We start from the raw sequence: 26,218 nt of genomic DNA, 5'->3' as shown, positions 1-26,218 counted from the left end.
CCCGGAACCACCCACCGGCGGCTGTGCACCGCTGTGCGGCACAGTCGCCGGCCGCGCCGGAACACCCTGGCGGACAGCGGCATCGGGTGCGGAGCCGACCGGTTGGGACGAGCCGGGAGTTTGATATCCGAGTGCCGACTCCGGCGAGCGCACCGGCACTCCGGAACCAGCCGCCGGCGATGTGCCGGTGTGCGGCGCGTTCACCGGGCGTGCCGGAAATCCTTGGCGGGCAGCGGCACTGGAGGCGGGAACGTGTTCTGTCGGGCGGGGTGTGCCGGCAGGCGCGGGCGGGAAGGCCGCGCGCGCCGTTCCGCCGGTGGGCGGTTCGGCGGGGCGGACCGTAACCGGGTATCGGGAGGGGATGTCCTGGCGGGTGCCGAGGCCGGAGGTGCGGTTCGGGAACTGCTGGCGGACAGCGGGGCTCGGGACGATCGGGCGCGGGTTGTCGATGCACTCGGCCGGGTCGAGGGCGAGGCGGTAGCCGCGTTTCACGACGGTCTGGATGGCCTTGGGGCTGCCGAGGCCTGCGCGGAGGCGGGCGATGGCGGTTTCCACGGCGTGGGTGTCGTCGCCACCGCCGGGGAGGGCGGCGAGCAGATCCTCACGGGAGACGACGCGGCCGGGCTGGCGGGCCAGGCAGCGCATGAGAGCCATGGGGGCGGGGGCCAGCTGACGCACCTCGCCGTCCACGACGACGCAGCTGCCGCGGACGCTCAGAATATGTCCGGCGGCCTGAATTCGATTGGCGCGGCGGGGAAGTTCCTCGGCCACATGGCGGGCCAGCGCACCCAGGCGGGCACGGCCGGGCATGGTCGTGGCCACCCCGAGCTCCTCCAGCGGCGCGGCGGTGATGGGACCGACACAGGCCGCGAGCACCCGGCCGCGCAGGGCGTGCAGTACCGCCTCGAGCAGACCGGTTTCCTTGGCACGCATGAGAAGTGACGCCACAGCGGGAGCGCTGGTGAAGGTGACGCAGTCGATGCCGGCGGTCACGATGGCCTCGATGAGGCGGTCCATCGGGGTGCGATCGTGCGGCGGAGTCCAGCGGTACACCGGCACCGGAACCACATCGGCTCCGGCACAGCGCAATACCTCGCAGAAGTCCGGTACGGGCTCCCACTCGGTGGTGGCGCCGTGCAGCTGCACGGCGATCCGTACGCCCTCGACCCCCTGGGCGAGTAGATGATCGAGCACCTCGGCAGAGGACTCCGAGGCCGGCGACCATTCCTCGCGCAGCTCGGCGGCGCGAATGGCGCCCTTGGCCTTCGGCCCGCGGGCCAGCACACGAGTGGCGGCCAGGGTGGCGCGCAGGTCTTCGGCCAGGCCCCAGCCCTCCGCCGCCTCCATCCAGCCCCGGAAACCGATACCGGTGGTGGCGACGGTGATCTGCGGCGGTTCGGCGACCAGCTGGCGCGTCACCCGTTCCAGCTCATTGTCATCGGCCAACGGGATGATCCGAATGGCCGGAGCCATAACGATATTCGCGCCACGACGGGTGAGCAGCGTGCCGAGCTCGTCGGCCCGCCGCGCTGCCGTGATACCAACGGTGAAACCGGCGAGCGGAGTGCCCGCGTCGGGCTCTGTCATGCCGTACCGCCGTCGAACGATCCAGGACCGTCGGCGAAGTGCATGGGCTCGTTGGACAGCGAGACCACGCCGTCCACCACCTGCACCGCGTATACCGGAAGCGAGACACCCGAATCGTCCAGGCAGCTACCGTCGAGAAATGAGAAACTCTGCTTGAGCAGCGGGGACGCCACCACCGGAACACCGCCGCGATCGCCGACGATGCCGCGTGACATCACCGCGGCCCGGCCGAACGGATCGATATTGCCTACGGCATACAGCGTGCCGTCGTCGGTCAGGAACAGGGCCGCCTGGCGGCCACCCTTCAGAAGCACCGCCACGCCGCGGCCGGGAATCAGGTAATCCAGTCGGCAAGCTCGGGTCCAGCCACTGAGGCTGGTCACGGTGCCGGGTGTGTCGATCACGGTCATCGGTACTCTCCTCCGAACGTCCTCACCTATTGGTACCGACGTCCTGTTTCCGTGCGGTTAAGCAGTCATTTCCCATGCGTGGCAGCGGCAAAGTCGCCGGTCACAGCGGTGAGCGTCTGGTCACAGTGGCGATACCGCACCGTATTCAGAGCACCTGGCGGGCCGGAAGCTCCGGAACACCCAGCAATACGGGCACCTTGCGCTCGCCGCTGTCGTCGAAGCCGATGGTCGGATCGGACTCCTCCGGCGCATTCACGAAAGTGACGAAGCGTGAGAGCTTCTCCTCATCGTCGAGCACGGCCGCCCACTCGTCCCGGTAGCCCGCGACATGGCGCTTCATGGCCGCTTCCAGATCCTCGGCAATGCCCAGGCTGTCCTCGCAGACCACCTGCTTCACGTAGTCGATACCGCCCTCGAGGGCCTCCTGCCAGGGCGCGGTGCGCTGCAGGCGATCCGCGGTGCGGATGTAGAACATCAGGTAGCGGTCGATGTAGCGGATGAGCGTCTCGTCGTCGAGGGCTCCGGCCAAGAGCACCGCATGCTTCGGGGTGAGACCGCCATTGCCTCCGACGTAGAGGTTCCAGCCGTTCTCGGTGGCGATGACGCCGACATCCTTGCCGCGCGCCTCCGCGCACTCCCGGGCGCATCCGGAAACGCCCAGCTTCAGCTTGTGCGGCGAGCGCAAGCCGCGGTAGCGCTTTTCGAGCAGTACCGCCATGCCGACCGAATCCTGCTGGCCGTAGCGGCACCAGGTGGAGCCGACGCAGCTCTTCACCGTGCGCAGCGATTTGCCGTACGCGTGACCGGATTCCATGCCCACCTCGACCAGGCGCTTCCAGATCAGCGGCAGCTGCTCCACCCGCGCACCGAACAGGTCGATGCGCTGACCGCCGGTGACCTTCACGTACAGGCCGAAATCCTTGGCGACCTGACCGATGGTGATGAGCTGATCGGCGGTGACCTCACCGCCGGGCATGCGCGGCACCACCGAATAGGTGCCGTTCTTCTGCAGATTCGCCAGGAAGTGGTCATTGGTGTCCTGCAGCGAGGCCTGCTCGCCGTCGAGGATGTGATCGCTGGAGGTAGACGCCAGGATGGAGGCGACGGTCGGCTTGCAGATATCGCAGCCGGATCCGGTGCCGTACTTGGTGATCAGCGCGGAGAAGGTGCGCACGCCGGTGGACTGGACGATGTGGAACAGCTCGGCCCGAGACTGCGTGAAGTGCTCGCACAGCGCCTTCGACTGCGCCACGCCCGACTGCTCCAGCAGCTTCTTGAGCATGGGAACACAACCGCCGCAGGAGGTTCCGGCGTTGGTGCAGCTCTTGACGGCCGGCACATCGCAGGCGCCCTCGGCGATCGCGCCGCAGATGGCGCCCTTGGTCACATTGTTGCAGGAGCAGATCTGCGCATCGTCGGGCAGTGCGTCCGCGCCCAATTCCGCACCGGCCGGGGAGATGAGCGCGGCGGGTTCGGCCGGGAGCGGGCGGCCCACCAGCGGGCGCAGTGCCGAGTACTGGGCGGCATCGCCGACCAGAATGCCGCCGAGCAGCGTCTTGGCATCATCGGAGACAACAAGTTTCGCGTAGGTGCCCTTGGCGGCATCGTGCAGCACCACAGAGAGCGCGCCCTCGGTCTTGGCGTGCGCGTCGCCGAAGCTGGCCACGTCCACACCGAGCAGCTTCAGTTTGGTGGACATATCCGCGCCAGGGAATTCGCCTGCGCCGCCGAGCAATCGGTCCGCGACGACCTCCGCGGTGCTGTAACCCGGTGCGACCAGGCCATAGCAGACGCCCTCCACCGCGGCGACCTCACCGATGGCGTAGATGCTGGGATCAGAGGTCCGCAGCCCGAGATCGGTGATGACGCCGCCGCGCGGCCCGACCTCCAGCCCGGCCTCGCGGGCGATCTCGTCCCGCGGGCGCACACCGGCGGCGAAAACCACCATGGCGGTGCGCAATTCGGTGCCGTCCGAGAGGGTGACGTTAAGGCGCTCGGAAAGCGGTGCGTCCGTGACTGTTTCGATGGTCGAGGTGCCGACGCCGGTGTGCACGTGCAGACCCAGTTCGGTGACCAGCTGCGCCAGGATCGCGCCGCCGCCCTCATCGATCTGGGCGGGCATGAGCCAGTTGTTGTACTCGACGACGTGCGGGGTCATGCCCAGCAGGCGCAGTGCGTTGGCGGCCTCCAAGCCGAGCAGACCACCACCGACCACCACGCCGACCGCACCCGGACCGGCCGCCTCGGCGGTAGCGCGAATGCCGTCGAGGTCCGCGAGCGTGCGGTAGACGAAGCATTCGGGGGTGTCGTGACCCGGCACCGGCGGCACCCAGGCGTACGAACCGGTGGCGAGAACCAGTGCGTCGTAACCGATTACGTCGCCTGTGGAGGTGGTGACCTTGCGTGCGGCCTTGTCCACGCTGTCGGCGCGCACGCCCAGGCGCACCTGCACCTGCGCGTCGCCCTCGTAGGTATTGCCCGGCAGCGCTAGCGCGGAGGTCTCCCAGAGGCCCACGTAAGACGAGAGACCGACGCGGTCGTAAGCGGCGAGCGGCTCCTCGCTCAGCACGATGACCTGCCAGGTATTCGCCTCGTCGCGCGAGCGCAGGGCCTCCACGAAACGGTGTCCCACCATGCCGTGGCCGACGACAACCGCTGTCTTGTGTCCGACTGTGTGCGTCATGACAGTCCTTTCGAGAAAGATGCGAGTCAGGCCCGGGCAGACGTGGTGGACGTGGAATCGGTCTCTGCGGCTTCGGCTTTCAGCACCAGAGCCTCGGCCTCGACAACCACTCCGGGGTCCGCGGGAGCCAGTGCTCGCAGGCTCGGACGGCGCATGAAGACCATCCAGCAGACCGCCCCGCAGAGCACATAGAAGGCCATGAACACCCAGAAGGCGGTGGTAGCGGACTGGGTGGACGCGTAGGAGGAGCGCAGCACCAGGTTGATTCCGACGCCGCCCAGCGCGCCGATGGCGCCGACGAAACCGATGAGCGCACCGGAGCTGTTCTGCGCCCAGGCCGCCCGGGCCGCCGAATCACCGGGCAGGCTACGGGATTTCGCCTCGAACACCGATGGGATGAGCTTGGTGACCGCGCCGTTGCCGAAACCGGAGATGACGAACAGTGTGGTGAATCCGATGATCAGCGCCACCAGCACACCACCCTTCGGGCTGCCGGTGCTGTCGCCCATGGTGCTGGCGACGGCCACCACCGCGGCCGCCGCGGTCATGGCGACGAAGGTGTACAGCGTGACCTTGCTGCCGCCGACACGGTCGGCCCACTTACCGCCGTACGGACGTGCCAGCGAACCGAGCAGCGGTCCGACGAAGGCGATCTGCGCGGCATGCAGCGCGGCGGCAGCGGCGGTCGCGCCGCCTGCCTTGAAGCTGATCTGCAGCACCTGACCGAAGGCGAAGCTGTAGCCGATGAACGAACCGAAGGTGCCGATGTACAGGAACGCGATCGCCCACGACTGCGGTACCCGCAGCGCCTTGAGCATGTAGGACAGATCGGCCTTCTGGTTCTTGACATTGTCCATGTTCAGGGCCGCACCCAGCGCCGCGACCACGATGAGCGCCAGGTACACCAGGCAGACCGCCGAAGCGTTGCCGTACGCACTGCCGAGGGTCGCGATGACCACCAGGCCGACCACCTGGATGACCGGCACACCGATATTGCCGCCGCCGGCGTTCATGCCCAGCGCCCAGCCCTTGAGCCGCTGCGGGTAGAAAACATTGATATTCGACATCGACGAGGAGAAATTCCCGCCGCCCAGACCCGCGAAGGCCGCGATGATCAGGAACGTCGTATACGAGGTGCCGGGCTTGTTGATGAAGTACAGGGTCAGCAGGACCGGCACCAGCAGTGCCAGCGCGCTGACAATGGTCCAGTTGCGACCGCCGAACTTCGCGGTGGCGACGGTGTACGGAATCCGCATGATGCCGCCGACCAGGGTGGGCACCGCGCCCAGGAAGAATTTGCCCGCTGTATCGATATGGAAGACGGCGGTCGGCATGAACAGCACCATGACCGACCAGATCGACCACACCGAGAATCCGACGTGCTCGGCGAAGACCGACCAGATCAGATTGCGGCGCGCGATGTTCTTACCACCGGCCTCCCAGGCATCGACATCCTCGGCGTCCCAGTGCTCGATGTCGTGATTGCGCGTCAGCATCTTCCCGGCCCTCCTGAAATCTGAATGACTTCAAGGTAGGAAACCGGTATTGCCGCAATGCTGCGCCGAATGACCGCATGATCAACGGTTGCTCACGTTTCCCGGGACCACTCGGTGAGAACCGAAGCTTTGTTTCGAGCATATGACGCAACAGTTTCCGCGCGTCACGAACACCCCAACCCCGCGAATACCGACCGTGAGGTGAGAGTGTCGCCACACAGCATGGCGAATAGCTCACCGGTCGGCAACTCGGGAAGTGAATTCGCCGAATTCGCTCAGTGCCAGGTGTCTTCGAGCATGCGCGGCTTGCAGGCCAGCCAGGCGCCCGCGAGCAGCACCAGCACCGCGACCACCAGCAGCGCGAACGGCGCCAGCCAGCCGCCGGTCATCGAATGCAGCGCGCCGAAGAGCACCGGACCCAGGCAGGCCACGGCATAGCCGACGCCCTGGGTGAAGCCCGACAGTGCGGCCGAACCGGCGGAGGTGCGGGTGCGCAGATTGATCAGGGTCAGCGCCATCGGGAAAGTCGACGGGCCCAGGCCCAGCAGCAGCACCCACACCAGCGGCGCGGCCATCGGGGCGATCAGCAGCCCGGCGAAGCCCGCGAAGAAGAAACCGGCGCACGCGATGACCACCGGGAACGGATTCGCCATGCGGCCCACCACAATCGGTGCGCTGAGCGCAGCGACCAAGCCGATGAGCGCGAAGATGCCGACCATGCTGCCGCCGAAGGAGGCGCTCGCACCGGCGTCGGAGAAGATCTTCGGCATCCAGGTGAACATGGAGTAGGTGATCAGCGAGGTCATGCCGAACATCAGGGCCATGCCCCAGGCCAGCGAGGACTTCCACACCCGGCCCGTGGATTCGACCGCGTCGGCGGGCATTTCGGTGCTGTCCGCCCGGGCGTGATCACGGCGGATGCGCAGCACGCCCAGCCACGGCAGCATGGCGATGAGCGGCAGAATCGCCCACAGCCCCAGCGAGATCCGCCACCCGTGCGCCTGCGCGATCGGCACCGCCACCAGGGCGGGGACCACCGTGCCCAGCTGCACCATGACGATGTAGACCGAGCTCAGCAGTGCCAGGCGATCGGAGAAGTACCGCTTGACCAGTGGCGGGATCACCACATTGCCGATGCCCATACCGGTCAGGGCCAGCGCCGAGAACACCAGCAGTTCCCAGGTGTCGGGGACCACCGCGCGAATCGCGGATCCGGCGGCGGTCATGCCCATGGCGACCAGCGCCGTGGTCTCGAGGCCCAGCCGCCGGGAAAGAATGGGGGTGAGCAGCCCGGCGGCGGCGAACATGGCGGTCGGGATCATGCCGAAGACGCCGACAGCCGCGGTGCCGTACCCGATATCCGTGCCGATCCGGTCGGCCAGCGGGGTGAATGCGGTGACCGCGATGCGCAGGGTGAGTGCGGACATGATGATCGCGGCGAGTACCAGGAGTCGCCCCTCGACGAGGGAGCGCTTGCGGATCACCCGGTCGACGACGACCTCCTGCGGTCGGGCAGCAGAACGGCCCCCGGCGGGGGCCGTCTCGTCGTGCAGCGTCTCGGCACTCAGCGTCACAGTCACCACAAAATCATAGGATGACCCGATGATGTGATGCAAAGAATGTGAGGCACGGTACGCTGACTCCCGTGCAACCAGTCCGACGCACCAGCCTCATCGCCCAGGTCACCGAGCAGCTGCGTGCCGAAATCCGTTCCGGCCGTTGGTCGGTCGGCTCGCGTATCCCCACCGAGCCGGAGCTGACCGAACTCACCGGCACCGGCCGCAATACCGTCCGCGAGGCCGTCCAGGCGCTCGTGCACGCGGGCATGCTCGAACGCAGGCAGGGTTCCGGGACCTATGTGATCTCCACCTCAACGCTGGGCGGCACCCTCGCCGAATACTTCGCCGACGCCCAGCAGCGCGACATCCTCGAATTGCGGCAGGCCCTGGACACCACCGCCGCCGCCCTCGCCGCCCAGCGCCGCGACGCCGGCGATATCGCCGACCTCGAACGACTGCTCGAGGATCGCCGGGCCACCTGGGACGACAATTTCGACGCCGCCATCGAGGCGGATGTGCAGCTGCACCGCGCCATCGTGGTCGCCAGCCACAATGCGGTATACCTCGAGTTCTACGACTCGCTGCTGCCCATCATCGAGGCCGTCATCCGCTCCCGCTCCGAAAAGGCGGGGGCGGCCTACCATGACGAACACGCCGAACTGGTGCGCGCCGTCGTCGACGGCGACCCGGAAGGCGCTGCGCGCGCGGCCAATTGCTTCCTCAGCTCACTGATCGCCGAATTTCCGGACGCACGATAAATCTTCCGGGTAACCGAAAGGTCACCGCGTGCATCACCGGAAGGTGAGCCGGAATTACCTCTGACGTCACCGGAAAACCCCTGTGCGTAACCAGTACTTCGTACGGTGAACGCGACCGCAGGGACCTTCTCCCGGAACGCATTCCGGGAGAACACCTGAACGAGACCGGTGAGGATCGCCAGGCGATGAGGGCGGTCGGTAGTGCGAGAGGAACACTGCAGATGGCAACGGTAGAGGCGCCGGAGTTCACTTTCCGATATCAGCAACGAGGCCGGTGGATCGATCACTGGGAGCCGGACAATAACGAATTCTGGGAGAACGGCGGGCGGCAAACCGCCCGCAAGAATCTGATCTTCTCGGTATTCGCAGAAAATCTCGGGTTCAGCATCTGGGTTATCTGGGCAAGCGTTGTCACGGCCATGGGCTCGGCCGGATTCCACTTCATGACCGGACCCAGCGCGGTCAGCAACGCGCTGCTGCTCACCTCCACCCCCACCCTGGTCGGTGCGGCCCTGCGCATTCCGTACACCTTCGCCATCCCGCGGTTCGGCGGGCGAGCCTTCACCGTGTTCAGCGCCGGCATGCTGCTGGTGCCCACCCTCGGCCTGGCCTGGTTCATCAACCAGCCGCAGACGCCGATGTGGGTCTTCATGGTGCTGGCCGCACTGGCGGGTGTCGGCGGCGGCAACTTCTCCTCGTCGATGGCCAATATCAACTTCTTCTTCCCGGAAGGGAAAAAGGGTGCGGCCCTGGGCATCAACGCGGCGGGCGGCAATCTCGGCGTCGCGCAGACCCAGCTGTTCGTACCGCTGATCATCACCCTCGGCACGCACATCATGGCCAAGAATCCGGGCGGCTTCCGCTTCGGCATCACACTCGCGGTGCTCATGTGGATTCCGTTCATCCTCATCGCCATGTTCGGCGCGCTGCGCTATATGGATTCGCTCTCCGGCGCGAAATCCGATGGGACGTCGTACAAATCGGCGCTGGGCAATCCGCACACCTGGGTGATGGCAGTGCTCTATGTCGGCACCTTCGGATCCTTCATCGGCTACTCCTTCGCCTTCCCGACCCTGCTGAAGGCCAACTTCCCGGAGCTCGCCAAGATCGGCTGGATGGGGACGCTCGGCAATCTCGCCTTCCTGGGCGCACTCGTCGGATCGATGAGCCGGCCCTTCGGCGGCTGGGTGTCGGACAAGCTGAGCGGGGCCAGGATCACCCTCTGCGTATTCGGCGGGATGGCGATCGCGACACTGCTGATCATGATGTCGCTGTCGGCGAAAAGCTTTCCGCTGTACCTGATTTCGTTCCTGCTGCTGTTCGCGCTCTCCGGGGTCGGCAATGGTTCGACCTATCGGATGATTCCGATGATCTTCACTGCGGAGGCGCGCCGCCGGGCCTCGGAGACCGGACAGGACATCGGCGCCGCGCTGATCTCGGCCAAGCGGCAGGCGGGGGCGGCCATCGGCGTCATCGGGGCGGTCGGGGCCGCGGGCGGCTGGGTGCTGCAGCAGGCCCTGCGGCTCTCGGGCCTGCACTACGGCAATATGAATCCCGCCTTCTGGGGTTACGTTGTCGCGTATCTCGCCATGGGCGGGCTGACCTGGTGGTTCTACCTGCGCTCATCGTTCGCCACCGGCCGCGCACCGTCGCTGGCACACGCCAACGTGTAGTACTTCACTCGAAAACGACTGTTGCGCCGAGCAATTCGCTCGGCGCAACAGTTGTTTTTGCGGATTCGCCTACAGCAGCAGGCGGATTCGATCGGCGGTGCGGCCCAGGCCCGGGAAGGCCTCCGGCGTCGAGCGAGGGTGCAGGGCGTGTACCGCGAGGCGGAACATGACCGCGCGCACCAGCATTTGCGGCCATTCGGGCAGACTCCCCCAGCGCTCCAGCAGTCCGTCGTCGGCGCCGCCCCAGGACAGGGCGTCGACCACGATCACCGCCGCGGCCCAGGGGGCGGGCCGCCAGTACGGGGTGATGTCGGTGAGGCCGGGCGCGAGCCCGCCGCCGGTGAACAACACGGTGCCGAAGAGATCGCCGTGCACCAGCTGCGGCGGTGTCGCCACCGGCTTGCGCAGGGTCGAGAGCTGCGTGATCAGGTGCAGGCTGCGGTCACCGTCGGGTGAGGTGGCGGGCAGCATGCCGCCGACCTTGAGGCTGCGCAGCGGCACCGCCTCCCAGGCGGCGCGGTCGGCGGCAGCGAAAACATCCACATCCACCCACGGCGCGACCGGCGCCTGCGCCAGGAAGCGCGGGCGCTCCAGCTGCTGGGTCACCTTGTGTAGTCGCAGCGACAGCGACACCACCTCGTCGTGCCGCGGTTCCGGCACGCCGTCCAGATAGGTGTCACCGCGCCAGCCGGAGACGACATATCGACCGTCGGTGGCGCGCACGGGCCGCGCCAGGCGCAGCCCGTCGACTCGCAGCGTCTCACGCACCTTGGCCGACCACGCGGCACGCGCATGATCGGTCACCGGGCTCAGCACCACATCGCCGCAACGCCAGCCGCCGTCCCAGTTCCCCAGCGGAACCGGCGCGACTTCGCGCAACCCGAAGGTTGAGCGCACGTGCTCGGGAGGTTCCACAGCAGTCATGGTCACGCGGCGTACGCTACCGCCGCAAGAGAGGCCGAATCGGATGCCGCGCCGGGCGACCGTTCGGTCTGCTTGACTGCGGCACGGGACCTTCGGACGGCGTTATGGCCCTTCGCCATTCCGGCAAACTCCGGGCAGGATCACCCGGTGGCCGAGTTGGTCACCGTGGATCCCTGCCGAAAGCATGCCGGAAGGGCAGGACGTGGCAGCCCGGAAGGCGGTCGGAGCAACCTGCGGGTCGAGCAGCCCGGGGACGGATGATCAGTAGACCGGGAGGGAGGGGTCCACCTGGTTGGCCCAGGCGATGATGCCGCCCTGCAGGTGGGTGGCGTCGGAGAAGCCCGCGTTCTTGAGTGCGGCAAGCGCTTCCGCGGAACGGATACCGGTCTTGCAGTGCAGCACGATCGGGCGGTTCTGAGGGAGTTCGGCCAGCGCCTCACCGGTGAGGATGCGGTCCTTGGGGATCAGGGTCGCGCCCTCGATGCGGACGATGTCCCATTCGACGGGCTCGCGCACATCGATGATGGCCACATCCTTGCCCGCGTCGAGCATGTCCTTGAGCTCGCGGGCGGTGATGGTGGAACCGATGGCCGCCAGCTGACCCTCTTCGGACACCACACCGCAGAAGGCGTCGTAGTCGATGAGTTCGGTGATCGGCTGCCGCTCGGGATCGCGGCGCAACTTGATGGTCCGGTAGGTCATATCGAGTGCGTCGTACACCATGAGCCGGCCCAGCAGCGGGTCACCGATACCGGTGAGCAGCTTGATCGCCTCGGTCACCATGATCGAGCCGATGGACGCGCACAGCACGCCCAGTACGCCGCCCTCGGCGCAGGACGGGACCATGCCCGGCGGCGGCGCTTCCGGGTACAGATCGCGGTAATTGAGACCGCGACCGTCGGGGGCGTCCTCCCAGAACACCGAGACCTGGCCCTCGAACCGGTAGATCGAACCCCATACATAGGGCTTGTGCGCGAGTACCGCGGCGTCGTTGACCAGGTAGCGGGTGGCGAAGTTGTCGGTGCCGTCCACGATCAGGTCGTACTGCTCGAACAGCTCGATGGCGTTCTCGGGTTCGAGGCGAATCTTGTGCAGCCGCACGGTGATTCCGGAATTGATCTCCAGAATCGAATCCCGCGCGCTGTCGGCCTTGGACCGGCCGATATCGGATTCGCCGTGAATGATCTGCCGCTGCAGATTGGAGGCGTCCACCTCGTCGAATTCGACGATGCCGAGCGTGCCCACACCGGCGGCCGCCAGATACAGCAGGGCCGGGGAACCGAGGCCACCGGCGCCGATGACCAGCACCCGGGCATTCTTCAAACGTTTCTGACCGTCCACCCCGAGATCCGGAATGATCAGGTGGCGGCTGTAGCGGGCGACCTCGTCCTTGGTCAGCTCCGCGGCCGGCTCCACCAGGGGCGGCAGGGACTGATGCGATGCTGTCACGCTTGCGGACTCCTCAATCGAATTCGCCGACTACTCGCGGCCACACGTGCAACACCGAGGACCGGACCGTTCTTCCCAGCCTAGGTCGCACCACCCGAGCCGATCCGCCCGGCCCAGCCTGCCGCCGCGCCGGCGGCCCCGGCCTAACCGCGCGGGTAGGGCCAGGGGTTGAAGCGGCACTTCTTGCCGTCCATGGGCACGACGCCCGCCGGGTCCAGGGTGGCGATGTCGTTGTTGCGGGTGCCGAAGGTCTGCTGCATCATCACCGGGGCCAGACCGCCGTCGGTCTCGCAGGGCTGATGTTCGTGGTAGCCGATGGCGTGGCCGACCTCGTGGTTGATCTGGTACTGCCGGTACGAGCCGACGTCACCCTCGAAGGCCAGTGCGCCGCGCACCCAGCGCACCTCCGAGAGCACCACGCGGCCGAGATCGGTGTTGTAGCAGGAGGAGTCGATGGGGATTTCGAATCCGCAGGCCTTGCGCGTGGTGTCGCGCGAGGTGAGCGAGATGCGGAAATCCGGAGTGCCGTTGTCGATGCGGCGGAAGCCGAAGCGCGAATCATGGGTCCAGCTCTTGGGATTCGACAGCGTGGCATCGACCATATGGCCGATCGCGTCGTCGCCGCCGAGGCTCGAGGTGTCCACGCCGTCCTCGATCTCCACCGTGTAGGAGAAGACGTGCTCGGAACCGGTGCCCACCTGAGCGGTGCTGCCGGGCACCACATGCCAAGCGCCCGTACCGGTATCGGTGTACGGGCCGCCGCCGGGCACCGCGCCGGTGGGCAGATCGGCGGCGAACTTGCCGTCGCCCTTGGGCGCACCGCCGATGATTCCGGCGGGCTTGTCGGTGTGATCGCTCAGTCGGCCGAAGCCGGGCAGATCGGCGACGCTGTCCGGGCCGCTGCGGAAGGCGTCCACCGCCACCAGCACCGTGATCGCCAGCAGCACCGGCAGCGCGTAGGCGCGCCAGCCGTAGGTGGAGACGAAGCGGCCCAGGCCGCTCTGCTTCTTGCCCTCGCGGTCCGGGCGCTCGCGGGTGCGGGCATCATCGGGCGTCGAGGTCGGATCCCAGCTGGCCCGCAGCGGTTCGTGCGGGAGCGGCAGGCGGTCGCCGATGGTCGCCGGGAGTCCGGACGGCGCGGACTGCGGTGCGTCGCTCGCGTCGTACAGACCGAGCGGATCGTAAATCGGGCCGGTCGGTCTGCCTTTTCGTTTCGATGCACTCTTCGAGCCACCGGAAACCGCTGGGCGTGGCGCACCGGCTGCTACGGGTCGGCGTGAATCGCGCCCGCCGGAGTATCTGCCCCCATCGTCGGTCACGCTCATCAGACTCTCACAGAGCGTGCGGACACGGTCGGGTGCCGTCGCGCAGACAGCGACAGATCTCACAAATCGGGACAAGTGCTTCCCATTTGTGACCGGGCTCGCATAATCAACCCAGCACGCGCAGCGGCCGCGACAACGGTCATCACCGCGCGTATCGACAAATATCCAGTGCGGATCGCCAACATCCAGCACACCAATATTCGGAACCTGGATCAGCGCGGACCCCTCGAGCGAGTATCGTTCGAGGGATACCCGGTGACATCCTTTCCGCCGGTAATCGACTGGGAGATCGGAAAATGACTGACCTCGTGGACCGGATGACCGCTCACCGCACGTCATCCGAGGCTACGGCGCCGACAAAGCGCGGCACCCGACTGCCCCGCGAGGCCCGTCGCGCACAGTTGCTGGCCGCTGCGGGTGAGGTTTTCGTCCTCCGCGGCTACCACGCCGCCGGTATGGACGAGATCTCGCAGTGTGCAGGCGTCAGCAAACCCGTGCTGTACCAGCACTTCTCGAGCAAACTCGAGCTGTATCTGGCCGTGCTGCAGAACTATGTCGACGCCCTCGTGTCGAGCGTGCGCCAGGCGCTGCGCTCCACCACCGAAAACCGGTTCCGCGTCCGCGCGGCCGTGCAGGCGTACTTCGACTTCGTCGATCACGAAACCCAGGGCTTCCGACTGGTATTCGAATCGGACCTCACCAATGAGCCGCAGGTGCAGCGGCGGGTGGAGCAGGCCACCGAAGCGTGTGTGGACGCGGTCTTCGACCTCGTCGCCCACGACTCCGGTCTGGACCCGTACCGCGCCCGCGTACTCGCGGTCGGCCTGGTAGGCGCCAGCCAGTTCAGTGCCCGCTACTGGCTGGAGGCCGATCGGCCGATCCCCAAGGACGAGGCCGTGGACACCACGGTCGCGCTCTGCTGGGGTGGTCTCTCGCATATCCCGCTGCACCCGATCGACTGAGCAGGCCCTCGAGTAGTTCGCAGGGCACGCGGAGCAGTTCGCAGGGCACACGTTCGCTCAGAGCGCAGGGCGGTCTCTGCCGCGCCCCCGTGCGGCTGCACTAGCCTTGGCGTCGACAGCACAGGACTCTAGGTTCGGAGGTTGGCCGTGGAGGTCAAGATCGGTATTTCGGATAGCCCACGTGAGCTGATCATCAATAGCTCGCAGACGCCCGCCGAGGTGGAGGCACTGGTTTCCGGTGCGCTGCAGGGCGAGAGCGGCGTCGTGGCGCTGACCGACGAGAAGGGCCGCAAGTTCCTGATCCAGGCCAACAAGGTCGCGTATGTCGAGATCGGTGCTGCGGCTGCCGGCCGGGTCGGCTTCGCCGCCGTCTGAGTGAGCAGTAAGACAATTGCCCCGCTGAGAATCTCAGCGGGGCAAGTTGTTTCGCAAGTTCTGGGTAACTCCGGGGGTACGGGCGAAAGTGCGCCGCCTGCCATCCGCCGGTCCGCAACGCTAGTCCTCCGGCACTATCTGGCCGGCAAAAGGTGCGGAGAGGCGGGTCAGCCTTAACCCAGGCCCAGGACGCGCATGCGCTCGGCGTGGCTGTCCTGCATGTGCTCGAAGAGCACGGCGATACCGTTCAGATCACCGGTCGCGGTGAGCACCAGTTCGGTCAGCTCGTCACGTTGCGCCATGACGTACTGCGCCTGGGTGATCGCCTCACCGAGCAGGCGGCGACCCCACAGCGTGAGCCGGTCGCGCTCGGAGCGATTCTGCTCGACCGCGGTGCGCACCTCTTCGATGACGAATTCCGAATCGCTGGTCTCGGCCAGCACATCACGCACCACATCGGCGACCTCGGGGGCCAGGGCGCCGGCGATCTCGGTATAGAAGTCGGCGGCGATACCGTCACCGACATAGAACTTGACCATCGACTCCAACCAGGTGGAGGGGTCGGTGGAGGCGTGATAGGCGTCCAGCGCGCGGACGAACGGGGCCATGGCGTCGAATACCTCGGCGCCGCGGGCGGCGAGCGCCAGTTCGAGCGTCTCGAAATGGCCCATTTCATTGGCGGCCATCTTGGCGACGGCGACCTTGCCGCGCAGTGAGGGCGAAAGTTTCGCCTCTTCGGCCAGACGATAGAAGGCGGAGATCTCACCGTAGGCGAGAACCGCGAAAAGGTCGGTGACTCCGGGGTGACTGGCGGCGACCCGGTCGTCGGCCGATTCCGACGCGGCGCCCAGCGCAGTAGACGAGTTTGCTCCCATGGCCACCACCCTAGTCCGCGATCCTGAACGCCAATCACCCATCGGTGAGACATTGCGCGGCGTACGCTCAAAATGTTCGTAAGTCCTTGCGCCACTTGCAATTTCATGATCATACCGGCCCTGTGCCGGCTCGGCGCCCGGGGCTACCGGTACGAAACCCTCCGGTGGGGAGAACTCCATGCCAACCGCAATTCAAAATCTGATCGTCCTGGGCGACAGCCTCTCGGATATCGGCATCAAACGCGAAGCGCCCAGCGGAATGTTCGCCCGCGCGGCGGGCATGATGCGCACCAATGAGGTCGGTCGCTATAGCGACGGTAAGAACTGGGCCGATTTCCTGGTCGAATGGATGGGCGGCGAATCGCTCATCCGCGAGGACAGGAAGAGGACCGAGGAGGCGACCGCGCCGCATCGGACACTGAGCGACAGCTCAGTGGTACTGGGCACCCACACCGGAAATCTCGCGCCGGTGCGCTATGCCAACTACGCGGAGGGCGGCGCCATCGCGGCCTCGGACTGGAAACCGAAGGCCGGAGCGCTCGGATATCTGAAAGATCAAGTCGCCGAATACATCAAGGCTCGCCGGGCGCTGATGGCCCCCACCAAGGCGGTCATGGCCGGCACCGCGCAGGACCAATTCACCGGGCCGACGCTCCACATCATCTGGATCGGGCTCAATGACCTCATCACCGCGGAGCGGCCGGTTCCGGACAATCTGTCCGGCCGGGTGGACAAACCCGGCACCGGCGTCGGGCCGCTGATCGAGGAGATCTACCAGTTGGTCAATTCCATCCCGAACTCGTTCCCGACGAATCCCGGCAACGAGCACTTCATTCTCATCGACCTGCCCAGCCCCCTGGTGTCGGTGCGCTTCCAGGACAAGGCTGCCGACAAGGGCGATGCCGCGGTGGAGAAGGCGGTGAAGAACGTCGCCAAATTCAACGACGCCCTCGGCTATCTGGCGACGCACTGGCCGCCGCCCGGCCCCGGCCCCCACGACGGACCCGGCGCGACGCCCGGCAATATCTCGCTGGTGCGCATGTCCGATTGGATGCAGGTCGTCGCGGACGGTGCGACCACCTTCCAACTCACCCCGCTGGCACAGGAGCACGGGCCGGTGCCCTATCTCGGGATGCGCGATGACACTCCCGCGGCCCTGCGCCGCGCCCTCACCACCAGCGATCTCGCTCACCCCACGCAGGCGGTGTACGAACTCATCGCCCGGCAGATCACCGATGTGCTGGTCGCCAACTACACGCTCGGCAAATTGAACCGCCAGTCCTGGCCCGAAAGACGGCCTTTCCCAACGGTTCCCGGGATTTGAGACAACCGACTCAGTGGGGTTTCAGGGGCTCAGCCCCTGAAACCCACACCTCACTGAGCGAGGTCGCGCAGGAACTTGTCCAGGTAGGTCCAGGTGGTGTCGCGGGCCGAGAGGAGGCCGAGGTGGGAGCCGGGTGCGGTCTCGTAGCGTACCTGCGGTGATCCGGTCAGCGTGGTCAGGCCGTGCTCCACCGCCGCGGCCGGGGTGATCACATCGGTCGGCCCGCCGACCAGCAGCACCGGCACGGTGACATCGGCGAGGGCGATGGTGCGATCACCGAAATGCACTACGCCCTTGCCGATGTCGTTGTTCAACATGAACCGGCCCCACAGCTGGTTGTAGAACCGGCCCGGATATCCGGGCAGCGAATTCTGGAACCGGTCGATGGTCTCCATCCGCGCCAGCGTCGCGGTGTCGGTCAGATTGCTCGCAATGAAGAAGGGGCGCTTGAGTTCTCGGTCCCAGGCGGTGGCGCGGTAGGCGATGCGGGTCAGCTGCGCGGAGACGCCGCCGGTGGCACGAATGGCGGCGGTGGCGGTGCGGCCGCCGTCCAGCCGGGCCAGCGCGCGCAGTTCCCGCACGCCGACCATGTGGTCGTAGCTCAGCGGGGCGCCGACGGCGGTGATGGAACGGATGGGCAGCGTCGGATCCGCGGCGGCGGTCAGCAGCGCCAGGACGCCGCCGATGGACCAGCCCACCAGATCGACCGCGCGCCCGCCGCGATCGGCGGATACCTGGCGGATGGACTCGGGCAGGATGTCGTCGATCCAGTCCTCGAAGCCCATGCGGCGGTCCTCGAAGGTGATATCGCCGTAATCGACCAGGTAGGTGGCCCGGCCGGTATCGCGCAGGAAGCGCGCCATGCTCTGGTCGGGGCGCAGATCGAAGCAGAAGGCGGGTGCGGCCAGCGGCGGCACCAGCAGTACGGCAGGATCGTCGGCGCCGGCCGGGCCGTCCGCGTCCAGACCGTCGTAGCGGCGCAACTCGCGATGCGGTGCGACCGATACCACCGTCGACGGGGTGGGTTCGGGGTCACCGATGCCGGTGCCGAAGGTCAGGGCCCACGCATTGCGCGCGGCGGTGCTCACGGTGTCTGCCAGGCTCACCCGCACAACTTCGCACATGCTGCTACAGCTTGTAACACCTATGTGAGCAATCCAACTGTCGACCAGGCGGGGTATGCTCGGCTTGCGGGCCAATTGCGGTGCGGCGCAATCCTTAACGCGGGTGCGAAGTTCCGCCGCGGGCGGCGGCGATATGCCGCAATCGCGCCTACCAGCGATATACCGCTGCGCAATTGCGGTGGCGGAAAAAGGGGCGAAGACCGTATCACGCTACAATCTCCGCAGACAACGGAAATTTTCGCTCGAACGAGTTTGCCGGATACACCGTGAACCGGTGCTCGGGCGGCCGTAGTCCACGGAAAATGTGCGCGCACTCCGATCCGCAACATTGTCCGCCGCGCAGGTCGATGCCAGTCCGAATCACACCGGATGGGTATCCCGCAGCGGCGACAGAAACCCGGATCAAGTGGTCGTCGCGGACCGACCGGTCCGCCCCACCTCGTGCGCGCGAGACGCGATAAAACGAGGAAGGCACGAACCCTGAGCAAGATCACCGTAGAGCAGGAGCCGGGCGTGGCTGACACGCTACTGACGGCGGAGCTCGACGAAACCCACACTGCCCCCACCTTCGCCGAACTGGGTGTCAACCCGCAGATCGTGCGCGCCCTGAGCGAAATGGGCATCGACCGCACCTTCGCCATCCAGGAACTCACCCTGCCGCTCGCGCTGGCCGGTGAGGACCTCATCGGTCAGGCCCGTACCGGCATGGGCAAGACCTTCGGCTTCGGCGTGCCGCTGCTGCACCGCATCGGCTCCGGGACCTCGGGCACCATTCCGCTCGACGGCACCCCGCGCGCGCTGATCATCGTGCCGACGCGTGAGCTGTGCATGCAGGTCACCTCCGATCTGGAGAACGCCAGCAAGTACGCCACGTCGCCGGACGGCACCCCGCTGCGGGTGACCTCCATCTACGGCGGCCGCCCGTACGACACCCAGATCGCCGCGCTGCGCGCCGGCGTCGATGTGGTCGTCGGCACCCCGGGACGACTGCTGGATCTGGCCGAACAGCAGCATCTGATTCTGGGCAAGGTCCAGGTCCTGGTGCTGGACGAGGCCGACGAAATGCTCGACCTGGGCTTCCTGCCCGATATCGAGCGCATTCTCAATATGGTTCCGGACCAGCGGCAGACCATGCTGTTCTCGGCCACCATGCCGGGGCCGATCATCACCCTGGCGCGCACATTCCTGAACCGGCCCACCCACATTCGGGCCGAGGAGCCGCACGACGCGACGATCACCGACCGCATCACGCAGTTCGCCTACCGGGCACACGCTCTCGACAAGAGCGAACTCGTCGCCCGCATCCTGCAGGCCGAAACCCGCGGCGCCACCATGATTTTCGCCCGCACCAAGCGCACCGCGCAGAAGGTGGCCGACGATCTGGCCGAGCGCGGCTTCTCGGTCGGCGCGGTACACGGCGACCTCGGGCAGGTGCAGCGCGAGAAGGCGCTGAAGAAGTTCCGCGAGGGCAAGGTCGACGTGCTCGTCGCCACCGATGTCGCCGCGCGCGGTATCGATATCGACGATGTCACGCACGTGATCAACTACCAGTGCCCCGAGGACGAGAAGACCTACGTGCACCGCATCGGCCGTACCGGCCGCGCGGGACGCAGCGGCGTGGCCGTCACCTTCGTCGACTGGGACGAGCTCAAGCGCTGGGCCTCCATCGACCAGGCGCTCAAGCTCGGCATGCCCGAGCCGGTGGAGACGTACTCCAGCTCCAAGCACCTGTTCGAGGAACTCGGCATTCCCGCCGGCACCACCGGCATTGTGCGCAAGCGCCCGGTCGTGCGGGAAGAGGACGCCGTGGTCGTGGAGCGCGAGAGCCGCGCACCGCGCAACCGCAATCGCAAGCGCACCCGTGGGGCGCGCGCCGGTGAGCCCGGCTTCGAGGTCAATAGCAGCGAGGCTGATTCGACTGCGTCCGAAGGCAATTCGGGCAATGCCGAGGGTTCCTCGGAGCGGCCGGGCCGTCGTCGCCGCCGTCGCGGACGCGGTGGCGCGGACAATGCCGCCGTGGCCGGTAATGACGTCGTGACCGTCGCCGGAAACGGTGCGGCCCCGGCCGATGCCGCCCAGGCAGTCGCCGATTCCGGTCGTGTAGTCGCCGATTCCTCCCAGGCAGTCGCCAATGGCGCTGAGGCAGTTGCTGATTCCGGCGAGTCGGTCACTCATGCCGCTCCGGCTTCGGACACCGACGCACCGAGGACCGAGGGCCGCCGCAGGCGCAATCGGCGCGGACGCGGACGCGGCCAGGCCGACAGCAATGGCGCGAGCAGTAACGGCCCGGGCAGCCATGCCGAGGTTTCGGACCATGCCGTCGCGGATTCCGGCAGCGCGGTTTCGGACCGCACCGCCGAGGTCCCGGCAGCCGCTGTCACCGAATCCAACAGCACGGCAATCGCTTTCAGCGATGCGGAGCAGAGCCAGGCGGCAGTCGCCGACTCCGCCGAGCCCGCCGCCCGCTCCACTCGCAGCCGTACCCGCCGCCGGGGCTCGGACGAGACCGCGAACACCACGGGCAGCACCAACGGTTCGGTCCACGCGAGCGCCGACTCGGTGACCACCGCCGTTCCGGCCGTCACCAACGCTGTGGCCGAGGCCGCACCGGAGGCACCCGCCACCAACGGTTCGCCCATCGCAACCGAGGGCACTTCGGAACCCACGAAGCGCACTCGCACCCGGCGCACCAAGGCGACGACCGAAACCGGCAACGGCTCGGCCGACGCCACAGGCGATTCGCCGACCACCGAGACCACAGTGAATTCGACTGCGGCCTCAGTGGATTCGGCCCAGGCAATCGCACCGGCGAAGCGCACCCGTGGCGCCGGCAAGACGGCGACTCCGGCAGGAAGCGATGAGGCTGTCGCAGCACACACCGCGACCACCGAACCGGCAGTCACCGCCGATGTCGCAGGCGAAGCAGTCCAGAGCAGCGGACGTACTCGCGGACGTACCACCAAGGCTGCCGCCAGCGCGGCAAATGTCTCCGCAACGTCGGCCACGCCCGCTGTCAGCTCCTCCGCTGCGGCTGACGTGACCGCTGAAGTGGCTGCGCCTGCTGTCAGCTCCCCCGCTGCGGCCGACGTGACCGCTGAAATGGCTGCGCCTGCTGTCAGCTCCCCCGCTGCGGCCGAGGTGACCGTTGAAGTGGCTGCGCCTGCTGTCAGCTCCCCCGCTGCGGCTGACGTGACCGCTGAAGTGGCTGCTCCGGTGCAGCGCGCGGGCCGACGCCGGGCCAGTCGCCCGGCACTCGCCCCCGGCGATGTGGTTACCGATACCGCTGCTGCCGCACCCGGTTCCGCCGATGCGGCCGTCACGACGGAAGCCGTGAGCGAGCCGGTCAAGACCACGGGTCGGCGGCGCGCCAGCCGCCCGGCTCAGGCTCCCAGCGAGGCTGTGAACGGATCCGCCACTGCCGCAAGCAGTTCCGTGGAATCCGCCGCCACAGTCGCTGCAGCTGCCCCGGCCAAGGGCCGCCGCCGGGCGACCTCGGCTCCGGCCGCTGCGGTCGACGGATCAGCCGCTGCGACAAACGGTTCCGTCGAACCCGTCGCGGTGGTCGCTACCGGTGAATCCGCTCCCGCCAAGGGTCGCCGCCGGGCGACGTCGGCTCCGGTCGCTGAATCCGCTGCTGCGGCACAGGGTTCCGGCGAGCTCGGGACTGCCGCTGTCTCAGAGGGTGCGCCCAAGCGCACTCGCCAGAGCGCTAAGGCAACTGCCGAGTCTGTCCTCGACCCGAGTCCTGTTGCGGCCGAACCCGCGAAGCGGGCTGGTCGTACCAAGGCTGCCGCTACGGCCGAGGTTTCCGAAACCGTTGCGGTCGAGCCTGCCAAGGCCACCACGCGCAAGAAGGCCGGCAAAGCCGTCGCCGAGGTTGTTGCGGCTGAGCCGGTGAAGGCTGCCGGACGTAAGAAGGCTGCGGCGGGGGTCGCGAGCGACACGACTACCGAAGCCGTGGCTGCCGATGCGGTGCGGGGTGCCGGACGCAAGCGGGCCGCCAAGGCTGACGCCGTCACCGAAGCTGTTGCCGCCGCGCCTGCCAAGGCTGCCGGTGGCAAGAAGGCCGGAAAGGCCGCGGGCGATACCGCAGCCGTTGCGGCGGAGCCGGCGAAGGCGAGCGCTCGGAAGAAGAGCGGCAAGGCGGCTCCGGTTGCCGAAGTTGCGGTCGAGGCCGAACCGGTCAAGGCGAGTGCACGCAAGAAGGCCGGTAAGGCTGCCGACGCTGCCGCCGAGGCGGAGGCTGCCAAGGCTCCGGCGCGGAAGCGGGCGGCTCGCACGGTCGCCACGGCGGATGTCGAGGCGGTGCACGCGGTGGCCGATTCGGCTGCGGCGGGCAACGGCTCGGGCGACGGTGAGACCGCTGCCAAGCGGCCGCGGCGGCGCAAGGCCGAGGTGAACGGCGAATCCTCCGGGGCCGCAACCGACACCGCTGTCGCCGCCTCGGCGTAGCGGCACGAATCGGCTAGTCTCGCTGTCGTGCTCGCACCAGAGCGGCGAAAGCGCGCCGATATTCTGACCGCTGTCGCGATCGTCGCCCTGGTGGCGATCGCGACAGCGGTGGTCGGCTGGCGCAGCGATGTGCGCCACAGCACATCGGTGACCACAGACCGGACCCTCTCCGCACCACCCACTCCCGAGCAGCTCCCCAAGGGCGTGCGCGAGCTTTGGCATGCGCCGGATGCGGCGACCGCCCGCGCGATCGCCGTGGGCGGGGTCGCGGTCACCGCCGACGGCGGTGATGTGATCGGCCGCGATCCGCAGACCGGGCAGCAGGTGTGGAAGTACCACCGCGATATGCCGCTGTGCGCCATGGAATCCCAGTTCGGCACGGTCATCGCCACCTATCGGGATGATCGCGGCTGCAGCCAGACCACCATGCTCAATGCGGAGACCGGCGCCCGGCTCGCCGCCCGGTCCAGCTATATGGACGAGTCCATCAAGTTGTCCGTGGACGGCACCTATGCCCTGGCGCAGGGCAGCGACCGGCTCGAGATGTGGCGTTCGGATCTGGTGCGTACCCTCGAATACGGCAGGGTCGACGCCCCGGTCAATCCCCGCACGCAACCACGCACCGGCTGCACCCTGCTCTCGGCGTCCTCGGCGCCGAGCCGCCTCGCGGTCCTGGAGCGCTGCCCCAATGACGGTGCGGACCGGCTCACCATTCTCAATCCCGCGCCGAAGGACTCCACCACCCCCGAGGAGTACGGCTCACACGTACTGACCGAGCCCGGCGGCGCGGTCGACGGTGCGCGCGTACTCGCGGTGTCCGACAGCCGAATCGCGCTCTACCTGCCCGGAACAGGCGCCACCGCACCGCAATTGGCGATCTACGATGTGTCGGGTAATTCCATTGCCACGCACCAGCTTTCCGCGCCGCTGTCGGACAAGGCTTCGGTCAGCCATCTGAGTTCCGCGTTCTTCATCTATACCGGCGAGAATCTGATCGCGCTGAATGCCACCACATTCGATCCGCTGTGGGGTGTGCAGCACGTACTCGGCACTCCCACACTCCTTTCCGGCCAGCTCCTGGTTCCGGTTCCGGACGGCCTGGCCGCGCTGGATCCCACCACCGGTGCGCAGACGAACCGGATCTCGGTGCAGCGCAGCGATTATCACAATGAACCCATTTCGCTGGCCGCCGTCGGTCCGACCATTCTCGAACAGCGCGGCACCGAGCTCTACGCGCTCGGCGTCGGATAGCCGCATACCGCCCGACTGCTCCCGGCGCAGACGCCGCCGCGCCCCTTTCCGTGCGCCGGTGCCGGAGTCGCGAGGATTGTCAGGCATGATCGACTCGTGTCCGCACACGATTTTCGGCTGATATTGCTACGACATGGCGAAACCGAGTGGTCGGCTTCGCGCCAGCACACGGGGCGCACCGATATTCCGCTGACGCCCAACGGGGAGGAACAGGCCCTCGCTGCCGGGAAATTGCTGGCCGGTCTGGATCTGCACGATCCACTGGTATTCAGCAGCCCGCGCCAACGTGCCACCCGCACCGCCGAATTGGCCGGTTTGACCGGGGTGCACATCGACAATGATCTGGCCGAATGGGACTACGGCGAATACGAGGGCCTGACCACGCCGGAGATCCAGAAAATGGCGCCCGGCTGGACCATCTGGACCGGCGTCACCCCCGAGGGCGAGGACGCCGGACAGGTGCGCACACGCGCGGATCGGGTGCTGGCCTCGGTGCTGCCGGAGCTCGCGAATCGCGATGTGGTGCTGGTCGGGCACGGGCACTTCTCGCGGGTGCTGATCGCCCGCTGGGCGGAATTCGACGTGACCGAGGGCCGCAGGTTCTTCCTGTCCACGGCCGCGATCACCGTGCTCGGCTACGACTACCAGGCGCGAACTGTGCTCGCGCACAACCTGACCGCACAGTTGGAAGGACCTCGGAGATGATTCGCCGCGCCACCCCCGCCGATATCCCCGCGCTGGTGGAGCTCGTCTATGACCTCGCCGACTACGAGAAGCTGCGCGAGGAGTGCACCCTCACCGCCGAGCAGCTCGAGACCGCCCTGTTCGGCCCGAACCCGGCCGTCTTCGCACACGTCGCCGAGGGCCCGGGCGAGATGGGTGTGGCCGGCTGCGCCATCTGGTTCCTGAACTACAGCACCTGGACCGGCGTGCACGGCATCTACCTGGAGGATCTGTTCGTCAAGCCGGAGACGCGCGGGCTCGGACTCGGCCGCGATCTGCTCGCCGCGCTGGCCCGCGAGGCCGTCGAACAGGGCTACAGCCGGGTCGATTGGTCGGTGCTGGACTGGAATACGCCGTCCATCGACTTCTACAAGGCCCTCGGCGCGGTGCCCCAGGACGAGTGGACCGGGTTCCGCCTGGCAGGCAACGCGCTGAGCCGCCTGGCCGCGCACGCCGACGACTGACCCGATCGAGACCCTCGGACAGGATCGAGCGTCCACAGGGCCGCTACGGAGCGTTCAGGGTGCTACACGCACCGTTCCCGGACGCTCGTCCTATTCCGGGGGAAGGTCGTACCCGGCGGCCATCCACCGATTGGACGCGGGCGCGAACAACAGCACCAGCCCGGCGATGGCGACCGCGGCGAACGGAACCGCGAGATCGAAGCGGTCCGAGGTGACCATGAACCAGGAGACGCCGAGCAGCAGCAGCTGCGTGATCACCGCGATGGCCCGGCCCCAGCGACGACCGCGCCACAGCCCCAGACCCGCCGCGAGCACCGCACCGCCGACGATCACCGCGTATCCCGCGGTGAGATAGCTGTTCTTGGCACTGTGCGCCGACCCGGTCACACCCATCACCGCGAAGACGATCCCCGAGATCACAGCGGCCGCACCCTGCACGGCCACCAGCACACCTGCCGCCCGGACCGTCGTCGGCGCCACCTCGGTTGTCGGCGCCACGTTCTGCTCGCCGGAGTTCTGCTCAGCCACGCGCCCAGCCTACGACCGTGCGTCGTTCTCGAGCCCACCCGCACTCCCCATGAATTTCGAGAACCAACACCCCAGGGCTCGTGGCCCGCTGTGGTTCGCGGCCCGCCTCATGGTTCGCGGCCCGCCTCATGGTTCGCGGCCCGCCTCATGGTTCGTGGCCCGCCTCATGGTTCGTGGCCCGCCTCATGGTTCGTGGCCCGCCTCATGGTTCGTGGCCCGCCTCATGGTTCGTGGCCCGCCTCATGGTTCGCGGCCCGCCTCATGGTTCGCGGCCCG

Annotated in this window: 18 protein-coding genes and 2 pseudogenes; 9 read left to right on the top strand and 11 right to left on the bottom strand. The window is 67.4% G+C overall.

Annotated features, from left to right (window positions below):
- Positions 1–441 precede the first annotated feature (441 nt).
- The 5 genes and pseudogenes from OG716_RS37960 to OG716_RS37940 all read right to left on the bottom strand — a co-directional run.
- A pseudogene (locus OG716_RS37960) lies at positions 442–1,587 on the bottom strand (uroporphyrinogen-III synthase); the annotation flags it as partial.
- Positions 1,584–1,997, bottom strand: a complete 414-nt coding sequence (nirD, locus tag OG716_RS37955) for a nitrite reductase small subunit NirD (protein WP_405135043.1) — start codon at positions 1,995–1,997, stop codon at positions 1,584–1,586. The gene nirD and the pseudogene OG716_RS37960, both read right to left, overlap by 4 nt.
- A gap of 145 nt (positions 1,998–2,142) precedes the next feature.
- The gene (gene nirB / locus OG716_RS37950) at positions 2,143–4,680 is read right to left on the bottom strand and encodes a nitrite reductase large subunit NirB (protein WP_405135042.1); all 2,538 of its coding nucleotides are present in this window, start codon (positions 4,678–4,680) and stop codon (positions 2,143–2,145) included.
- Positions 4,681–4,706: 26 nt separating this feature from the next.
- Positions 4,707–6,176, bottom strand: a complete 1,470-nt coding sequence (locus tag OG716_RS37945) for a nitrate/nitrite transporter (RefSeq protein WP_405135041.1) — start codon at positions 6,174–6,176, stop codon at positions 4,707–4,709.
- A gap of 275 nt (positions 6,177–6,451) precedes the next feature.
- The gene (locus OG716_RS37940; RefSeq protein ID WP_405140219.1) at positions 6,452–7,603 is read right to left on the bottom strand and encodes an MFS transporter; all 1,152 of its coding nucleotides are present in this window, start codon (positions 7,601–7,603) and stop codon (positions 6,452–6,454) included.
- A 218-nt stretch (positions 7,604–7,821) separates the two neighbouring features.
- On the opposite strand from OG716_RS37940, the gene OG716_RS37935 reads away from it, so the two are divergent.
- Positions 7,822–8,493 carry a FadR/GntR family transcriptional regulator gene (locus tag OG716_RS37935; protein ID WP_405135040.1) on the top strand — a complete coding sequence of 224 codons (672 nt, stop codon included), beginning with the start codon at positions 7,822–7,824 and terminating at the stop codon, positions 8,491–8,493.
- Positions 8,494–8,714: 221 nt separating this feature from the next.
- Positions 8,715–10,166, top strand: a complete 1,452-nt coding sequence (locus OG716_RS37930) for an MFS transporter (RefSeq protein WP_405135039.1) — start codon at positions 8,715–8,717, stop codon at positions 10,164–10,166.
- A 69-nt stretch (positions 10,167–10,235) separates the two neighbouring features.
- On the opposite strand, the gene OG716_RS37925 is transcribed toward OG716_RS37930, so the two are convergent.
- The 3 genes from OG716_RS37925 to OG716_RS37915 all read right to left on the bottom strand — a co-directional run bounded on the left by OG716_RS37925 (position 10,236) and on the right by OG716_RS37915 (position 13,864).
- Entirely contained in the window at positions 10,236–11,090 is an 855-nt protein-coding gene (locus OG716_RS37925) for a TIGR02569 family protein (RefSeq protein WP_405140217.1), read from the bottom strand.
- A gap of 261 nt (positions 11,091–11,351) precedes the next feature.
- Positions 11,352–12,539 (bottom strand): adenylyltransferase/sulfurtransferase MoeZ, encoded by a 1,188-nt coding sequence (gene moeZ / locus OG716_RS37920; protein WP_327141794.1) that lies wholly within the window; start codon positions 12,537–12,539, stop codon positions 11,352–11,354.
- A 143-nt stretch (positions 12,540–12,682) separates the two neighbouring features.
- Positions 12,683–13,864 (bottom strand): DUF3152 domain-containing protein, encoded by a 1,182-nt coding sequence (locus tag OG716_RS37915; protein WP_405135038.1) that lies wholly within the window; start codon positions 13,862–13,864, stop codon positions 12,683–12,685.
- A 296-nt stretch (positions 13,865–14,160) separates the two neighbouring features.
- On the opposite strand from OG716_RS37915, the gene OG716_RS37910 reads away from it, so the two are divergent.
- Together OG716_RS37910 and OG716_RS37905 are read left to right on the top strand one after the other, a co-directional pair.
- A complete protein-coding gene (locus OG716_RS37910) occupies positions 14,161–14,826 on the top strand; it encodes a TetR/AcrR family transcriptional regulator (RefSeq protein WP_297612854.1) in 666 nt (221 codons plus the stop codon).
- 147 nt (positions 14,827–14,973) lie between these two features.
- A complete protein-coding gene (locus OG716_RS37905) occupies positions 14,974–15,201 on the top strand; it encodes a DUF3107 domain-containing protein (RefSeq protein WP_327141798.1) in 228 nt (75 codons plus the stop codon).
- A 173-nt stretch (positions 15,202–15,374) separates the two neighbouring features.
- Here OG716_RS37905 and OG716_RS37900 read toward each other — a convergent pair whose 3' ends face one another.
- Positions 15,375–16,076 carry a ferritin-like fold-containing protein gene (locus OG716_RS37900; protein ID WP_405135037.1) on the bottom strand — a complete coding sequence of 234 codons (702 nt, stop codon included), beginning with the start codon at positions 16,074–16,076 and terminating at the stop codon, positions 15,375–15,377.
- A 178-nt stretch (positions 16,077–16,254) separates the two neighbouring features.
- Between OG716_RS37900 and OG716_RS37895 the strand changes: the two genes are divergently transcribed.
- Positions 16,255–17,400, top strand: a complete 1,146-nt coding sequence (locus OG716_RS37895; RefSeq protein ID WP_405135036.1) for an SGNH/GDSL hydrolase family protein — start codon at positions 16,255–16,257, stop codon at positions 17,398–17,400.
- 50 nt (positions 17,401–17,450) lie between these two features.
- Here the strand turns inward: OG716_RS37895 and OG716_RS37890 are convergent, their stop codons facing one another.
- Positions 17,451–18,524 carry an alpha/beta fold hydrolase gene (locus OG716_RS37890; RefSeq protein WP_405135035.1) on the bottom strand — a complete coding sequence of 358 codons (1,074 nt, stop codon included), beginning with the start codon at positions 18,522–18,524 and terminating at the stop codon, positions 17,451–17,453.
- A gap of 513 nt (positions 18,525–19,037) precedes the next feature.
- Between OG716_RS37890 and OG716_RS37885 the strand changes: the two are divergent.
- From OG716_RS37885 to OG716_RS37870, 4 genes and pseudogenes are all read left to right on the top strand, one after another.
- A pseudogene (locus OG716_RS37885) lies at positions 19,038–20,570 on the top strand (DEAD/DEAH box helicase); the annotation flags it as partial.
- 2,433 nt (positions 20,571–23,003) lie between these two features.
- Positions 23,004–24,227: a hypothetical protein gene (locus tag OG716_RS37880; protein WP_405135034.1), complete on the top strand. Its 1,224-nt coding sequence runs from the start codon at positions 23,004–23,006 to the stop codon at positions 24,225–24,227.
- Between the two features lie 96 nt (positions 24,228–24,323).
- On the top strand, positions 24,324–24,932 hold the full coding sequence (locus OG716_RS37875) for an acid phosphatase (RefSeq protein ID WP_405135033.1): 609 nt from the start codon (positions 24,324–24,326) through the stop codon (positions 24,930–24,932).
- On the top strand, positions 24,929–25,414 hold the full coding sequence (locus tag OG716_RS37870) for a GNAT family N-acetyltransferase (protein WP_355118892.1): 486 nt from the start codon (positions 24,929–24,931) through the stop codon (positions 25,412–25,414). The genes OG716_RS37875 and OG716_RS37870 overlap by 4 nt, the downstream gene beginning before the upstream one ends.
- Before the next feature lie 90 nt (positions 25,415–25,504).
- Here OG716_RS37870 and OG716_RS37865 read toward each other — a convergent pair whose 3' ends face one another.
- Positions 25,505–25,942, bottom strand: coding sequence for a hypothetical protein (locus OG716_RS37865; protein WP_405135032.1), 438 nt, complete (start codon positions 25,940–25,942; stop codon positions 25,505–25,507).
- Positions 25,943–26,218 lie beyond the last annotated feature (276 nt).

Source organism: Nocardia sp. NBC_01388 (assembly GCF_045040085.1).
Classification (GTDB): Bacteria; Actinomycetota; Actinomycetes; order Mycobacteriales; family Mycobacteriaceae; genus Nocardia.
This window is presented reverse-complemented; position numbering and strand designations above follow the sequence as displayed.